This window comes from Streptomyces sp. SID13031 (genome assembly GCF_010548305.1).
GTDB lineage: Bacteria > Actinomycetota > Actinomycetes > Propionibacteriales > Kribbellaceae > Kribbella.
This window is the reverse complement of record NZ_JAAGLV010000005.1, coordinates 170,514-184,474: the sequence shown is the minus strand read 5'-3', so window position 1 is coordinate 184,474 and position 13,961 is coordinate 170,514. Positions and strand designations below refer to the sequence as shown.

14 protein-coding genes and 2 pseudogenes are annotated in these 13,961 nt (G+C 67.1%); 10 read left to right on the top strand and 6 right to left on the bottom strand.

Annotation, left to right across the window (positions count from 1 at the left end; translation table 11 throughout):
- Nucleotides 1–8: 8 nt before the first annotated feature.
- Nucleotides 9–386 carry a GNAT family N-acetyltransferase gene (locus G3I17_RS12800; RefSeq protein ID WP_203590104.1) on the top strand — a complete coding sequence of 126 codons (378 nt, stop codon included), beginning with the start codon at nucleotides 9–11 and terminating at the stop codon, nucleotides 384–386.
- 271 nt (nucleotides 387–657) lie between these two features.
- On the opposite strand, the gene G3I17_RS12795 is transcribed toward G3I17_RS12800, so the two are convergent.
- Nucleotides 658–1,791, bottom strand: coding sequence for a phosphotransferase (locus tag G3I17_RS12795; RefSeq protein WP_164596206.1), 1,134 nt, complete (start codon nucleotides 1,789–1,791; stop codon nucleotides 658–660).
- A 616-nt stretch (nucleotides 1,792–2,407) separates the two neighbouring features.
- On the opposite strand from G3I17_RS12795, the gene G3I17_RS12790 reads away from it, so the two are divergent.
- The 4 genes from G3I17_RS12790 (at nucleotide 2,408) to G3I17_RS12775 (ending at nucleotide 6,999) form a co-directional block, all read left to right on the top strand.
- On the top strand, nucleotides 2,408–3,403 hold the full coding sequence (locus tag G3I17_RS12790) for a tyrosine-type recombinase/integrase (protein ID WP_164596205.1): 996 nt from the start codon (nucleotides 2,408–2,410) through the stop codon (nucleotides 3,401–3,403).
- Between the two features lie 54 nt (nucleotides 3,404–3,457).
- Nucleotides 3,458–4,096 (top strand): maleylpyruvate isomerase N-terminal domain-containing protein, encoded by a 639-nt coding sequence (locus tag G3I17_RS12785; RefSeq protein WP_164596204.1) that lies wholly within the window; start codon nucleotides 3,458–3,460, stop codon nucleotides 4,094–4,096.
- Nucleotides 4,097–4,128: 32 nt separating this feature from the next.
- On the top strand, nucleotides 4,129–4,836 hold the full coding sequence (pyrH, locus tag G3I17_RS12780; protein WP_164596203.1) for a UMP kinase: 708 nt from the start codon (nucleotides 4,129–4,131) through the stop codon (nucleotides 4,834–4,836).
- A gap of 177 nt (nucleotides 4,837–5,013) precedes the next feature.
- Nucleotides 5,014–6,999, top strand: coding sequence for a TetM/TetW/TetO/TetS family tetracycline resistance ribosomal protection protein (locus tag G3I17_RS12775; protein WP_164596202.1), 1,986 nt, complete (start codon nucleotides 5,014–5,016; stop codon nucleotides 6,997–6,999).
- A 41-nt stretch (nucleotides 7,000–7,040) separates the two neighbouring features.
- On the opposite strand, the gene G3I17_RS12770 is transcribed toward G3I17_RS12775, so the two are convergent.
- The 4 genes and pseudogenes from G3I17_RS12770 to G3I17_RS12755 form a co-directional block, all read right to left on the bottom strand.
- Nucleotides 7,041–7,496: a GNAT family N-acetyltransferase gene (locus G3I17_RS12770; protein WP_164596201.1), complete on the bottom strand. Its 456-nt coding sequence runs from the start codon at nucleotides 7,494–7,496 to the stop codon at nucleotides 7,041–7,043.
- A 3-nt stretch (nucleotides 7,497–7,499) separates the two neighbouring features.
- A complete protein-coding gene (locus G3I17_RS12765; RefSeq protein WP_203590103.1) occupies nucleotides 7,500–8,252 on the bottom strand; it encodes a putative protein N(5)-glutamine methyltransferase in 753 nt (250 codons plus the stop codon).
- A 36-nt stretch (nucleotides 8,253–8,288) separates the two neighbouring features.
- Nucleotides 8,289–8,678 (bottom strand): annotated as a pseudogene (locus G3I17_RS12760) (oxidoreductase); the annotation flags it as partial.
- Between the two features lie 97 nt (nucleotides 8,679–8,775).
- Nucleotides 8,776–9,666 carry a LysR substrate-binding domain-containing protein gene (locus G3I17_RS12755; protein WP_164596200.1) on the bottom strand — a complete coding sequence of 297 codons (891 nt, stop codon included), beginning with the start codon at nucleotides 9,664–9,666 and terminating at the stop codon, nucleotides 8,776–8,778.
- A gap of 112 nt (nucleotides 9,667–9,778) precedes the next feature.
- Here G3I17_RS12755 and G3I17_RS12750 point away from each other — a divergent pair, with 112 nt between their 5' ends.
- The 4 genes and pseudogenes from G3I17_RS12750 to G3I17_RS40695 form a co-directional block, all read left to right on the top strand.
- A complete protein-coding gene (locus G3I17_RS12750; RefSeq protein ID WP_164596199.1) occupies nucleotides 9,779–10,765 on the top strand; it encodes a hydroxyacid dehydrogenase in 987 nt (328 codons plus the stop codon).
- The gene (locus G3I17_RS12745) at nucleotides 10,762–11,916 is read left to right on the top strand and encodes an enolase C-terminal domain-like protein (protein ID WP_164596198.1); all 1,155 of its coding nucleotides are present in this window, start codon (nucleotides 10,762–10,764) and stop codon (nucleotides 11,914–11,916) included. Before G3I17_RS12750 ends, G3I17_RS12745 begins: the two co-directional genes overlap by 4 nt.
- Before the next feature lie 9 nt (nucleotides 11,917–11,925).
- On the top strand, nucleotides 11,926–12,732 hold the full coding sequence (locus tag G3I17_RS12740) for a TIM barrel protein (RefSeq protein WP_164596197.1): 807 nt from the start codon (nucleotides 11,926–11,928) through the stop codon (nucleotides 12,730–12,732).
- A gap of 2 nt (nucleotides 12,733–12,734) precedes the next feature.
- A pseudogene (locus tag G3I17_RS40695) lies at nucleotides 12,735–12,917 on the top strand (carboxymuconolactone decarboxylase family protein); the annotation flags it as partial.
- A gap of 3 nt (nucleotides 12,918–12,920) precedes the next feature.
- Here the strand turns inward: G3I17_RS40695 and G3I17_RS12730 are convergent.
- The gene (locus G3I17_RS12730) at nucleotides 12,921–13,451 is read right to left on the bottom strand and encodes a TetR family transcriptional regulator (RefSeq protein WP_164596195.1); all 531 of its coding nucleotides are present in this window, start codon (nucleotides 13,449–13,451) and stop codon (nucleotides 12,921–12,923) included.
- On the opposite strand from G3I17_RS12730, the gene G3I17_RS12725 reads away from it, so the two are divergent.
- On the top strand, nucleotides 13,425–13,793 hold the full coding sequence (locus G3I17_RS12725) for an NAD(P)H-binding protein (RefSeq protein ID WP_343238284.1): 369 nt from the start codon (nucleotides 13,425–13,427) through the stop codon (nucleotides 13,791–13,793). The genes G3I17_RS12730 and G3I17_RS12725 overlap by 27 nt on opposite strands.
- The last annotated feature ends 168 nt before the right edge of the window (nucleotides 13,794–13,961 follow it).

Here is a 13,961-nt window from a genome sequence, read left to right as displayed (position 1 = left end):
CACTGGTGATGGACGGCGACGAGGCCATCGCGTGGGCTGAGTACGGCACCCCGGTCGAGTTGCCCACCATCCACCACCGCAAGGGGTACGACGCCACCAAGACCGCGGATCCCGACTACCGAATCACCTGCGTCTTCGTCGACAAGCGCCACCGGCGACAGGGCGTGACGGAGCTGGCGATCACCGGTGCACTCGACCTGATTGCGCAGGCCGGCGGCGGGCGGGTCGAGAGCTATCCGCACGACCTGACCAACCAGACCAAGAAGATGTCGTCGTCGTTCCTCTACAACAGCACCCGTCGACTCTACGAGCGGCTCGGCTTCACCTACGACCGGCCCAAAGGGCTGAAGAACTGCGTCATGGTGAAAACGGTCGATCCTGCGTGAGGCTGCTTCTGATCATTTGGCCCACCGGCTGTCGGCAAGATGACGGTGGGCCGAGAGATCGCCGCGCAGAGTGACTTGAAACGCGCCTAGTGCGCAACCGGGGCGAAACCCGGCTGGCTTGACCAAGGAGCAGACGAACTCGGTAGCCGACGACCTTCAGACACTGACTAGGTTTCGGGCCGGCCCGCAGACGATCTGTTAGGGGCTTGAGGCGGGGGAGCGATCATCGAGGCCGCGGCAGGCGACCGGGCTCTGAGAGATCGGGCTGGGCTCACCGGCTCAATGCTGCGATAGCGCGCGCCGCCAGTCGTTCGGCGTATTCGGTGCTTCCTGGGTGCATCCAACCCTCGCTGATGGTCGGCATGTCGCCGTTGTTCACCGCCATCTGGCACTCGAGGCAGGCCAACCAGAGTGCTCGCATGTTCAGGATTCGGGGGAGCCTTTGGATCTCATCGTCGCTGAGCTGGACATGCTGACGGTAGCCGCGCAGGACGGCGTCGATGTTGTCCGGGTTGCCTTCGGCTGTAGTCCTTAGGAGCCAGGCGAGTGCGGGTAGTCGCGGCCCGCGCCCGGAGCCGGCCCAGCCTACGATCGTGAGCGTGCCGGGGATGCCGACGGCGGCCCAGAGGTGGTAGTTGCTGTGGGTGAGGGCTTCGGGCAGCCCTTCGGCGTCGTCAGCGTTCTCGACCTGGTCGCGCAGCCAGTCGAACTTCTCCCGACCGTCGAGGGTCACTTTGTCCTCGACACTGGCCAGAAAGCTCATCGCCGCGGCCAGATCCTGGTTCGGCCGGCCCACGTAGAAGCCGCCGTCGGCTTCCTCCGCACCCCCGTCTCTGGCGACCGCGCCATCTGCTGCGGGGAGCGCATGCAATCTCCCCAGCAGGCTGCCCAGTTCATGCGCGATCTCGGCGGATTCGCTGCGGCCGTGCTCGTCGGCCGGGCGTCCGCCGTCGACGAACTGGGTCACGACGACGCCGCTGTCGTCGAACATCGACACCGGATCATCGTGCGCGATCCGTTCAGCGGGAAAGTCGTGCGCAGCCAGGAACCGCAGGATCTCTGCGTCGCCCTCGACACGAGCGAGCTGGTCTGCCGGCGACGAGAACACCCGGGCGATCCATGGCGGACCGTCCTCCCGCCGGACCAGCAACGTCGATGGGTAGTGGCCCGGCCACGAGCCACGTGGCCGCGTGGCTGGGTCGTCGTCGATCGGTGCCAGCGAGCTGATCTGAATCCCATACCGCGTCTCAAGGTGGGTCTTGAGGTCGACGTGCTCGAACGGGCGGGTACGCGCGAACGGTGATCTGTTGATCTGTTCCAGATCGGCGAGTGCTTGGGTGTACCGCTGCCCGGTCTCGCGTGCCCGTTCGCGGACGGCGCGTTTGAAACTGCCTTGTTTGGTCATGACAAGCCTCCTCGACATGTCTTCGCCCCCCAGCGACGCGACACTCGATACAGGCCTGGACACGAACAGTTGGCCTTGAGGGTGGATTCCCCTTCGCCATCTCAAGGACCTCGCTGGGGCAGGTCCTCAGAAGCTGGGCGTCGGCCGACGCCAGACCCCATCCTGCTAACGGTCGTGAAGCAATGTCAACAACGGACTCTGCAACCCGCAGACTAGTAGTTGACATAATGTCAGTTATCGGACATTCGGGAGAAGGCTCAGGAGAGTGGCTGGGAGGCTCGTTCCGGGCTGATTTCGTCGTTTGCCCGAATGACAAGTTCTCTCAGCGGGCTCCACAGCGCGCGCCGTGACGACGGGACGTCCAGTGAACCGATGGGACGCAGCTGGATGGCGATGGGTACGTCAAAATCGGGTGGATTGGCTGAGTGGCCGTCAGATCGCTGAGATCTGTTGCATTTATCCCCCAGAGGCAAGCCGGCCTGCGCCAGCGGCACTCTCATGCATAATCACCATTATGCAGCAGGTTTCAGTGATTACTGTTGCCTTTAGCAAGTAAATTACCGGGGGAGTCAGCCGGCGGCGGCAAACTGTCGGTGGGGACCGATACAACTCCCCTATGAAGGTTCTCGCGGCTCAGTCGGCGTTCTTCGCTGCTCGGCGTCCCCGGAAGGACTCCCCCCACACCACAGACGCCTACCGCCGCGACCTTGCCGGCATCACCACCCGGCTCTGCGCCAACCTCGATCGGGAGCTCGAAGACCTGCTGGTCGACGAGCTCACCGCTCATGCCTTGCGGGCGGCTTTCGGTGCGTTCGCCGACGGGCACGCCAAGAGTTCCGTACTGCGCGCGTGGTCCACCTGGAACCAGTTCCTCACCTTCTGCGTGTCGGACAACCTCCTGGCCGGCAACCCGATGGGAGCAGTGGCCAGACCCAAGACCCCTCCCCTGTCCCCCAAGCCTCTGCGTGGCGAAGACACTCCAGAAGTCTTGCTGCGCTCAGTTGCCGATGGTGCCCGGCAATCGCGCGACCCTTGGCCCGAGCGTGATGTCCTGGTCATTGCCCTCGGCCTCGTCGCCGGTCTGAGGTCGGCCGAGATGCGCACGCTGACAGCGGATTCACTCGCCGGCCGCCCCGGTGAGATGCGGCTGCACATCCACGGCAAGGGCAGTCGCGACCGTTCCATCCCGGTCGAGCCGATCATGGCGAAAATCATCGAGACGTACGTCGAATCGTGCGCACAACGCTTTCCCCGCAAGCGATTCAGCCGTTCGACCAAGCTGCTGGTCGACCGCACCGGCGAGCCGATCGGCCGCGGCGGCCTCGAGTACTTGGTGAAGTCCTGCTACCGCTGGGCCGGTCTGCACGACCGTGTACCAGCGGGCGCGAATCTCCACGCGCTGCGCCACACGTTCGCGACCAGACTCGCCGAGGACGGCGCGACCGCGTCCGAGATCATGCGGCTGCTCGGCCATGCCAGCCTCGCCACCAGCCAGAACTACATCGAAGCCACCGGCCGGGAGCAACGCGCCGCCGCCGCGAGCAACCGCACTTATCGTTCCCTCGACCAGCTGATCAGTCCAGCGGTCGACGTGGAGCTACCGGTGGACTGATGGTGCCCGATCGGGCAACCACAGCAGACACCTCCGGGGGCCAGAATGTGAGGCGTGACCGTGATCAGAGACGATTTCCTCGCTGTCGGCAGGTCCGCCGCGCAACTCCTCCGCGAGCCCGCGGTTGCCGAGGCGTGGTCGAAACCGAGCGCCCTGGAAGGGTTCGGCGTCAGTGGGCTGGCCGGCCATCTCGCCTACCAGGTGCTCGCGATTCCCGACATCGTGGCCGCGCCGATCCCCACCGAGCCGACGATCACGGTGCTCGACCACTACGACCGGGTCGAATGGATCGACGCCGACCCGCAGGACGAGATCAGCATCCGGATCAGGTCCGGTGGTGATCTCGTCGCGGCAGACGGGTGCGTAGTACTGGCTGATCGGTTGGAGGCAGCACTCGAGCAGCTCAGCGCGGAGTTCCCGTCGATCGAAGACCGCCCGGTCCGGATCCCGTTGTGGGGACCGTGGTCGCTGATGCTCGACGACATGCTGCTGACCAGGCTGATGGAGCTGGCCGTGCACTCCGATGACCTGGCCGTCAGCGTCGGGCTGCCGACCCCCGTGCTGCCGCCCAGCGCGTTGGAAGCGGTGGTCGGCCTGCTCACGCGACTCTCCGTCCGCCGGCACGGAGCGACCGCTGTACTGCGTACGCTGGCTCGGGCGGAGCGGGCCCCGCTGATCATCACCGCCTTCTGACCCGCCGTTGATCAGCGCTGTGAGGAGATCCGATGTACCGAAGGCTTGTCATCAAGTTGTCCGGCCAGGCGATCGCGGGATCGGCCGAGTTCGGCTTCAACAGCGACAGCCTGACGCATCTCGCTCGTGAGGTGATCGCCGTGCACGACACCGGAGTACAGGTGGCCGTGGTGGTCGGTGGAGGGAACGTGTTCCGCGGCAACCGCGCCGAGGACTGGGGTATCGACCGGGTCGAGGCCGACAACATCGGCATGCTCGGCACGGTGATCAACGCCGTCCTGCTGCGCGGGCGGCTGGCGGCGCTCGGCGCGAAGGACGTCCGGTTGATGACCGCGATCCCGATCAACAACCTGGCCGAGCCGTACATCCGGTTGCGCGCGCTGCGTCATCTGGAGAAGGGCGGCATCGTGCTGCTCGCCTGCGGGAACGGGCAGCCGTTCCACACCACCGACTATCCGTCGGTGCAGCGCGCGGTCGAGCTGAGCGCGGATGCGTTGCTGGTCGCGAAGAACGGCACCGACGGCGTGTACGACGCGGACCCCAACAAGGTCCCGACAGCGCGCCGGTTCGACCGGCTCAGCTATCAGGAGGTGATCGACAAGGGCCTCGGCGTGATGGATCAGAGCGCGTTCATCCTGGCGCGCGATCACACCCTGCCGCTGCACGTCTTCGACATCGACCACGACGGCGCGGCGGCCGCGATCAGCTCCGGCGCGCACATCGGCACCCTGATCAACTGACCTCGAGCGGCGAGTTGTGCGGGGGAAAAACCAATTGCCGTCGGGGAGGGCTGGCTGCTGTACTCCTGAACGGCACCAAGTCCGCGAGTAGTTCACGTTAAGGAGCGCAGTCGATGCGACCTCACTTCATGTCCAGCCAGAAAGGTCACACCTCCTCTTCAAGGGACATGAAGCTACGTGCGAACACTGAACTTGGGAATCCTGGCGCATGTCGACGCCGGTAAGACCAGCCTGACCGAGCGGCTCCTCTACGCCGCCGGGGTGATCGACGAGGTCGGCAGCGTCGATGACGGCAACACCCAGACCGACTCGCTCGCGCTGGCACGCCAGCGCGGGATCACGATCAAGTCCGCCGTCGTCTCGTTCGCGATCGACGACGTGACGGTCAACCTGATCGACACTCCTGGTCACCCGGATTTCATCGCCGAGGTGGAGCGGGCGCTCAGTGTGCTCGACGGCGCGGTGCTCGTCATCTCGGCGGTCGAGGGTGTGCAGGCGCAGACGCGAGTGCTGATGCGGACGCTGCAGAGGCTCCGGATCCCGACCCTGATCTTCGTGAACAAGCTCGACCGGCGTGGTGCTCAGGCGCCGGAGTTGCTGACGAGCATCGCGGACAGGCTGTCGGCCGACGTCATCGCGATGGGCGCAGCCACCTGTCTCGGCGATCCCGGCGCTGCGTTCACGCCGTACGGGCGAGACGATGCCGGCTTCTCCTTCGCGATGATCGAACTGCTGGCCGAGCATGACGATCAACTGCTGGCGACGTACGTCGATGACGAGGGAGCGCTCTCGTACGACGGACTGCGCGCCAGGCTGGCCGAGCAGACGCAGCGGGCGCTCGTGCATCCGGTGTACTTCGGTTCGGCGATCACCGGCGCTGGTACGGACGCGTTGATCGCGGGGATCCGCGAGCTGTTGCCGGCGGCTGAGGGCGATGTCGAGGGACCCGTGTCGGGGTCGGTCTTCAAGGTCGAGCGCGGGCCGGCCGGGGAGAAGATCGCCATCGTACGGATGTTCTCGGGCGCGATCCGGACCCGCGACCGGCTGCGGTTCCACGGCGACCGGGAGTCGAAGGTGACGTCGATCAGTGTCTTCGACAGCGGTTCGGTGCTGACTCGTCCGGAGGTTTCGGCGGGGCAGATCGGCAAGCTCTGGGGGCTCGGCGATATCCAGATCGGGGACGCGATCGGCGTCGGCGGTAGTGCCTCGGGGAGTGGCTACTTCGCTCCCCCGACGCTGGAAACGGTGATCGCGCCGGCCAGACCGTCGGACAAGGGGAACCTGCAGGTCGCGCTCTCTCAGCTCGCCGAGCAGGATCCGTTGATCAACCTGCGCCAGGACGATGTTCGGCAGGAGACCTTCGTGTCCCTGTATGGCGAGGTGCAGAAGGAGGTCATCCAGTCGACGCTGGCGAGCGAGTTCGGCATCGACGTCACCTTCCGGGAGACGACGACGATCTGCATCGAGCGGCTGATCGGCACTGGCACGGCGGTCGAGTTCAACAAGCAGGATCCGAACCCGTTCCTGGCCACGGTCGGCCTGCGGGTCGAGCCGGCCCCGGTGAACTCAGGCGTCACCTTCCGCCTCGAGGTCGAGCTCGGCTCGATGCCGTTCGCGTTCATCAAGGCCGTCGAGGAGACCGTCCACGAGACGCTGCAGCAGGGCCTGTACGGCTGGCAGGTGCCGGACGCCACGGTGGTGATGACGCACTCGGGCTACTCCGCGCGCCAGAGCCACGCCCATGCGGTCTTCGACAAGAGCATGTCGAGTACCGCCGGCGACTTCCGCAACCTGACGCCTCTCGTTCTCGTGGCGGCATTGCAGCAAGCCGGTACGACGGTCCACGAGCCGATGCACCGATTCCAGCTGGAGACCCCGACCGAAACGGTTCGCGGTGTACTGGCGGCACTGGCCCGTCTCCGCGCGATCCCGCAGGTCCCGGCGCTGGCCGCCGAAACCTCAACCCTGGAAGGCGAAATCCCGGCAGCCGCCGTCTACCAGCTGGAACAGCAACTGCCGGCGCTCTCCCGCGGCGAGGCAGTCCTGGAATCGGCCTTCGAGCGCTATCACCCCGTCACCGCCCAGATCCCCACCCGTCCACGCACCGACAACGACCCTCTCAACCGCCGCGACTACTTGCTCCACGTCCTCCGTCGCGTATGACCACGATCAGGCAGTACTACGCACCTGCCCGGGCTGCCGGGTCAGAGGTCGACCGCGAGCGTGATCGACTTCGGGGCGAACCCGCGACTCTTGTACAGCGCCAGGGCGCCGTCGTTGTCCGCGTAGGCCGTGACGTGCAGCCGCGCAGCACCCCGTTCCTTGGCCCAGTCCACGAACGCGTCCACCAGCTGTCCACCGATGCCCTGGCCACGCAGCTCGTTGCGGACGTACATGCTCACCAACTCCGCCCTGCTGCCGGTCCACATCTCCGACGGTTCGGTGAAGGCCCCGATCAGGTGACCGCCGACCTCGTCACCGGCAACGAGCACCAGCGCTCGCGGATCGGTCAGCAGGTCCGAGCACCATTGAGCGCCGTGGGTCGCAGGCCAGTCGACGTTGCGCAACGAGTCGCGCGCAGCGCCGTCCTCAGCGAAGAGGGCTGCACTCGATGCGACCAGGCCGTCCAAGTCGTCGGTGGTGGCGGGCCTGATCTCCACGGGCTACTCCTTCGTGCCGATGACGACGGTGGCGTAGAACTCGTCGGAGGTGGTGATCCTTGCCGCCAATCCGTCCGCGGTGAAGGTGGCGGCGGCGATGGAGGCCTGCTTCTCGCTGGTCTCGGTAAGGATGCTGCCTCCGGGGGCCAGCCAGTGCGCGGCGTCGGCGCTGACTCGGCGGAGGATGTCCAGGCCGTCGGACCCGCCGTCGAGGGTGACCAAGGGTTCGTGGAGGCGGGCCTCGGTGGGGAGGAGGCGGATCTCGTCGCTGGGGACGTAGGGGACGTTCGACAGCAGGACGTCGATTCGCCCTCGCAAGGAGGGCGGCAAGGCGGCGTACAGATCGCCTTGGGAGACCTGGCCTCCGAGAGGTTCTACGTTGCGGCGGGCGCAGGCGACTGCGGCCGGCTCGAGGTCGGCGGCGTACAGGTCGATTGCGGGCTCGCCGGCATGGACGGCTACGCCCAGGGCGCCTGAGCCGCAGCAGAGGTCCACGACGACCGAGCCCGGCCGGGTGAGCCACAGAGCCTCTGCGACCAGGTGCTCGGTGCGGCGGCGCGGTACGAAGACGCCGGGGTCCAGGGAGATCCGCAGGCCGCAGAACTCGGCGAATCCGACCACGTATTCGATCGGCAGGCCGGCGACGCGTTGCTCGACCATTCGGGCGAGCTCGGCGTCGTCGGGCGCCGCGGAGATCAGCAGCTCCGCCTCGTCCTCGGCGAAGACGCAGCCGGCGGCGCGGAGAGTGCTGACCAAAGTGCTGACAAGGGCTGAAGTAGTGATGCGGTCAGATTACTTGAAGGCGTTCACGCCGGTGAGCTCGGCGGACAGCGTCCACAGCCGCGCGGCCGACGCGGGATCGACGGCATACGGCCGTACTCCGGGGGCGTCGTCGATCGACAGTTCCGCGATCTCGCAGTCGTCGCAGAAGACGCCGCCCAGGCCGTCGAGCTGTGGTGAGGTGGCCGCCCAGACCGAGGTGGAGGCACCGGCTTCGGGGCTCTTGAACAGATCCGGGTGCAGCAGGTTGCCCTCCTCGTCGATCCAGCCGAAACCGACCATCTCCTCGCGCTCCAGGTGCCGCTGCAGCGGGGTCAGGATCCCGCCCGGGTGCAGCGCGAACGCGCGGACGCCGGAATCCTTGCCCAACGCATCCAGCTGGACCGCGAACAGCGAGCTCGACAGGTCGGCCAGGTCCAGCTCGCCGATCTCGACGCCGGCCACGTCAGAGAGCGCTTCCTTGGCAGCGTCCGGGCTACGAACTAGAGCCGACTCTAGGTCAAGCATCTAGATGTGGGTTTGCCTTCAATGACTCGGCCAGGCGCTGGAGAGCGGGGTTGGGGCTGTCCGGGCTCCAGGCCGCGTGCAGCGTCACCGAGTGCGCGTCGGCCGCGTCGAGCTCGCGGTACTGGACTCCCTGCACGCCCATCGCCATGATCGATCGCGGGATGAGCGCGCATCCCAGACCGGCCCGGACCAGCGCGAGCATCGTCGGCACCTGCGAGGCGAGCTGGCTGACGGCGTACCGGTTCATGCCGATCATCGCGGCGCAGATGTCGTGCAGGTACTGCGATCCTTCGGGGCTGTAGCCGATGTAGTCGTCGGTCACCTCCGCCAGCGAGACCGCTCCCTCGCCCTCGGCGAGCTTGTGGTCGGCCGGTACGGCGAGAACGAGGTCCTCCGTGTGCACGGGCACCGAGTCGAACTGCGCCGGAATCGGTGGCCGGACGATCCCGAGATCGATCTCCAGATTCGCCAGCGCCTCGAACTGGTCCGGGCTCACCAGTTCGGTCAGCTCCGCGGTCACCGCCGGGGTCCGCTTGTTCACCATCGTCAGGAAGTCCGCCAGTACGGCGTACGCGCCGATCGCGGTGAACGCGATTCGCAAGGTACCGGTCTGTCCATCGGCTGCCCGGCGGGTTGCCTCCGGCGCGACCTCAAGAAGGGCCAGCACCCGGCGGCAGTGCTCGAGGAAGACGTCCCCGGCGGCGGTGAGCCGCACTCCCCTGCCGGTCCGGTCGAACAAGATGACGTCCAGGGTGCGCTCCAGGCCTTGGATCTGCCGGGTCAGCGGTGGCTGGGTCAGGTTCAGCCGCTTGGCCGCGCGGCCGAAGTGCTGTTCTTCGGCGACTGCGACGAAACCGCGCAACTGCTGGAGCGAGAGATCCATCTGATGCCCTCACGGTATCGGTCGATGCGGAAATGGGCTTGGACGAGCATAGCGGAAAGCCCTTACCGTCGAGCCTGAGAGTCCTTCGTGCCCAAGACCACAGGAGTCCCCCTTGTCCAAGCTTGCCGTCGTGATGACGCCCGAACGAGCCGCCGACGTATGCAGCCCGCAGACCCGGGCGTTGCTCGCCGAGCGGTTCGACGTCAGCTGGGCCGGGTCCGACCTGAGCCCCGAAATGGTCGCCGACCTCGCCGCGGGCAGCGATGTGCTGCTGACCAGTTGGGGTACGCCGCACCTGAACAAGGCGCTGTGGGCCGACGGCAACGGACCCAAGGTGGTCGCACACGCGGCCGGCACGGTGAAGAAGCTGATCGACCCCGCGATCCTCGACGAGGGCATCGCCGTCTTCTCCGCCGGGACCCGGATCGCCTGGTCGGTCGGCGAGTACTGCCTGGCCTCGATGCTCACGCTCGTCCGCAGACTCCCGCAGCTCGACCAGGCACTCCGCGCGGGCGGCTGGAAGCAGCCGCAGTTGCGCGGCGGCGAACTCGCCGGCCAGAAGGTCGGCATCCTCGGCGCCAGCTCGACGGCGCGCGCGCTGATCACTCTGCTCAAACCGTTCGGCTGCGACATCGTCGTCTATGACCCGTACCTGACGACCGAGCGCGCGCAACAGCTCGGCGTACGGACCGGTGAACTGGACGAGGCGTTGCAGTGCCGCTTCGTCTCGATCCATGTGCCCGATGTCCCGGAAACCCGCGGTCTGGTGACGCGGAAGCTGATCGAGCAGTTGCCCGACGGCGCGATCGTCGTCAACTCCTCGAGAGGTCCGGCCGTCGATCAGCCGGCGCTGCTGGAGCACTGCCTCGACGGCCGGTTGTTCGCCGCGCTGGACGTCTACGATCCCGAGCCGCCGAAGTTCGGCGCTGACGTCCTGGCCGCGCCGAACCTGCTGCTGACCCCGCACGTCGCCGGCGACACAGTTGACGGCCATCTTGCGCTCGCGGGCTATGTCATCGAGGACGTCCTCAAGTGGCTCGACGACGGTGTTCGTGGTCCGAGCTTCGTGGATCCCGCGGTCTGGGCGATCGCGGCATGAGCCCCGCGGGCAGCAGGATCAGATCGGTCGAGGTCTTTCCGGTCGCGGTGCCGTTCGCGCGGCAGTTCGTCCTCGGCAGCGGCGCGGTCGGCTCCCCCGACCAGGCTCCGGACCAGGCGACGGCGGTCGTCTTCGTGAAGCTCACGACCGAGGACGGCGTGGTCGGCTGGGGTGAGCAGAGAGCGCTCCCCAGCTGGAGCTACGAGACCGCCGAGACGATCGCCGTCGTGATCAAGCGCCACCTCGAACCGATCCTGCGCGAGCTGACGCCTTTCGACGTCGAGCTCTTCCACCAGCGGGTCACCAAGCGGCTGAGCCCGTCGGTCTCGAACGGCTTCCCGTTCGCCCGCGCGGCCGTCGACCTCGCGATGCACGACGCGGCCGGCAAGCTGGCCGGCGTACCGGTGCATGCGTTGCTCGGCGGGAAGCTGCACGACGAGATCCCGCTCTGCTCGGCGATCGGGGTCGGGGCGCCGGACGCGGTCCGGGAGCACGCCCAGCAATCGTCGGACTACGCGGCGTACAAGGTGAAGATCGGCGGTGATCTGGACTCCGACGCGGCCGCGATCGAGACGGTCGCGGAGGTGGCCGGCGCCAAACCGCTGTGGCTGGACGCCAACCAGTCCTATCGCCCCGCGGCGCTCAAGCAGTTGCTCGACCGGACCAGTCATGTCCGGACGATTCATTGCGTGGAGCAACCAGTACCGAGCACCGACACGCTCTCCATGCACCGGCTGCGCGAGCTGATCGACCTGCCGATCGCGATCGACGAGGGCAGCTTCACCGCACAGGACCTGGCCCGGGCGATCCGGCTCGATGCCGCCGACCTGGTGGTGGTGAAGATCTGCAAGGCCGGGGGCCTGCGGAATGCGCTGAAGACGGCTCAGGTCGCGCTCGCCAGCGGGATCGAGATCCTGGCCAGTGGTCTGACCGATTGCGGGATCGGCTTCGCGGCCGCGCTGCACCTGTTCAGCCAGCTCGACCTCGCGCTGCCCGCCGAGCTGAACGGGCCGGAGCTGCTGTCCGACCTGTACGTCGAGGGACTGACCATCACCAAGGCCGTCGCAACGGTCCCCACCGCGCCCGGTCTGGGCGTCCAGGTCGATGAGGAACGCATCCGCGCCGAGTCGATCACCTTGCTCTTCACCTGAGGAGTCGAAATGCCCGCCCTCGATTCCTGGACCACCCCACCGCCCCGGTCGACCTACAACTGGTCCGTCTTCACCAAGCCATGGTCCGGACTCCCTGGTGACGAGCTCGGCAAGCTCGTTGCCGGGCTTGGCTTCACCGGCGCCGAGGTCCCCGTCCGCGACACCGCCTTCGTCACCCCGGCCACCGCCGAGGCCGACCTACCGACCTTCGTCGAGCAACTGCGCGCCGAGGGCGTCGAGCCGATCAGCATCGCGAGCGACCTGTCGGAGAACGCGTTCTCGGCCTGTGCCAAGGCGGGTGTCCCGATGATCCGCATCATGGCGCCGATCGGCCCCGACGGGTACGCCGCTTCGGTATGCCGGATCAGGCGGGAGCTGGAGGATGCCGTCGCGCTCGTGGAGCAGTACGGCGTACAGGTCGGGGTGCAGCCGCATCACGGCAAGTTCGTCACGTCGTCGCTGGGTGTTCTGCAGTTGCTGGACGGCCTGCCCGATGAGTTCAAGGTCGTCTGGGATGCAGCCCACGACGCGCTCGCCGGCGACGACCCCGCCACCACACTGGAGCTGGTCAAGCACAGGCTGGGCATCGTCAATCTGAAGAACGCCAAGTACCTCCAGACTGACGAGGGTTGGAAGACGTGGTTCGGTCAGGCGGACGAAGGTCTGTCCGACTGGCGCGCGGTCTTCGCCAACCTCGAGGACTACACCGGCCCGATCTGCCTCACCGGCCAGTACTCCGACCCGGCGGTGCCCGTCGAAGACCGGTTGAAGGCCGACCTGGAGTTCGCTCAGGCAGCTGTCACATCCCCGGCCTGAGCTCCGAGGCCGCGACCCGGCTCGCCGACCGGCCGGATGCCGTCACCGACGAGATCTGGGCCGCGGCGGCCGACCATTTCGACGAGCCGCAACTCGCCGCGATCATCTTGATGATCGGCCTGACCAATCTGTTCAACCGCCTCAACACCATGGTCCGCGCCCCCGCCGGCGCCACCTGGAGCTGAGACTCAAGCCCTCGATCTGCGGGCCGGCTGTACTGCGGCCCGCAGGGCGGGGGCGATGATCCTGCGGACGTCGGCATCCGACATAGTGGCTGCCGGGCGCAGCGGGTTGAGGTAGCGGGTGAAGATCAGCCCGCCGATCACCGCGACCGTCGCGGTGGCCCGATCGGTAGCGCCGGGGCCGCGGAGAAATTCAGCAATCCGGCCGTGCACCTCACGTTCGAGGAACTCCTGCAGCACCTGCATCACGTCGGCGTCCTGCGGCGCCATCCGGGTCAGCTCGGCCAGCGGCTCGGCATCGGCCCACATCTCCAGGACGGCCTCCAGCAACCGGTCGGCGAACCCTTCCTGGTCGCCTGCCAGAGCGTGTGCCATCGCGGGCGACTTCCCGCAGCGGAACTGCATCGCCTCACCGAACAGCCCTTGTTTCGAGCCGAAGTGGTAGCTGATCAGCGCCGAGTCCACCTCGGCCGCCGCGGCCACCTTGCGGACGGTCGTCCCCCGGTAGCCGTGCTCCAGGAACAGGTCGTAGGCCACCGAGCCTTCTTCTTCAACAACGTTCTCGATCCGCTGGTCAACCGGGTGATGGCCCGCACTACCCACGACGACCTGCGGCGGATGGAGCAACTGGTGCGCGACAGCGAGCTCGACTGGACGATCGCCCGTCCGTCCGGGCTCTTCGACAACCACGCGGTCACGGCGTACGAAGTACAGGAAGATCAGGCCGACGGGCTGTTCACCGCACGCGAGGACCTCGCCGCCGCCCTGCTCGCACAGCTCGGCAGTGACGTGTACGCCGGTCGCGCGATGGCCGTCATCACCACCGCGGTGAAGCCGAAGCTCGTCAAGCTGATCTGGCAGGAGGCGATCAGGTCCTGATGGCGGAACCCTTTCGGGGACGGAGCTTTCGGGAGACGGGCCGGCGGTCCAGGGACTTGCCGGTCTCAGCTCGGCGTTGACCTGAGACCGGCGAGTCACTGATTCAGCCGGTGTGCCCAGCCGCAGGCTGGGGTGTCACCCGGTTGTGGTCAGCCCAGCTCGTTCAGC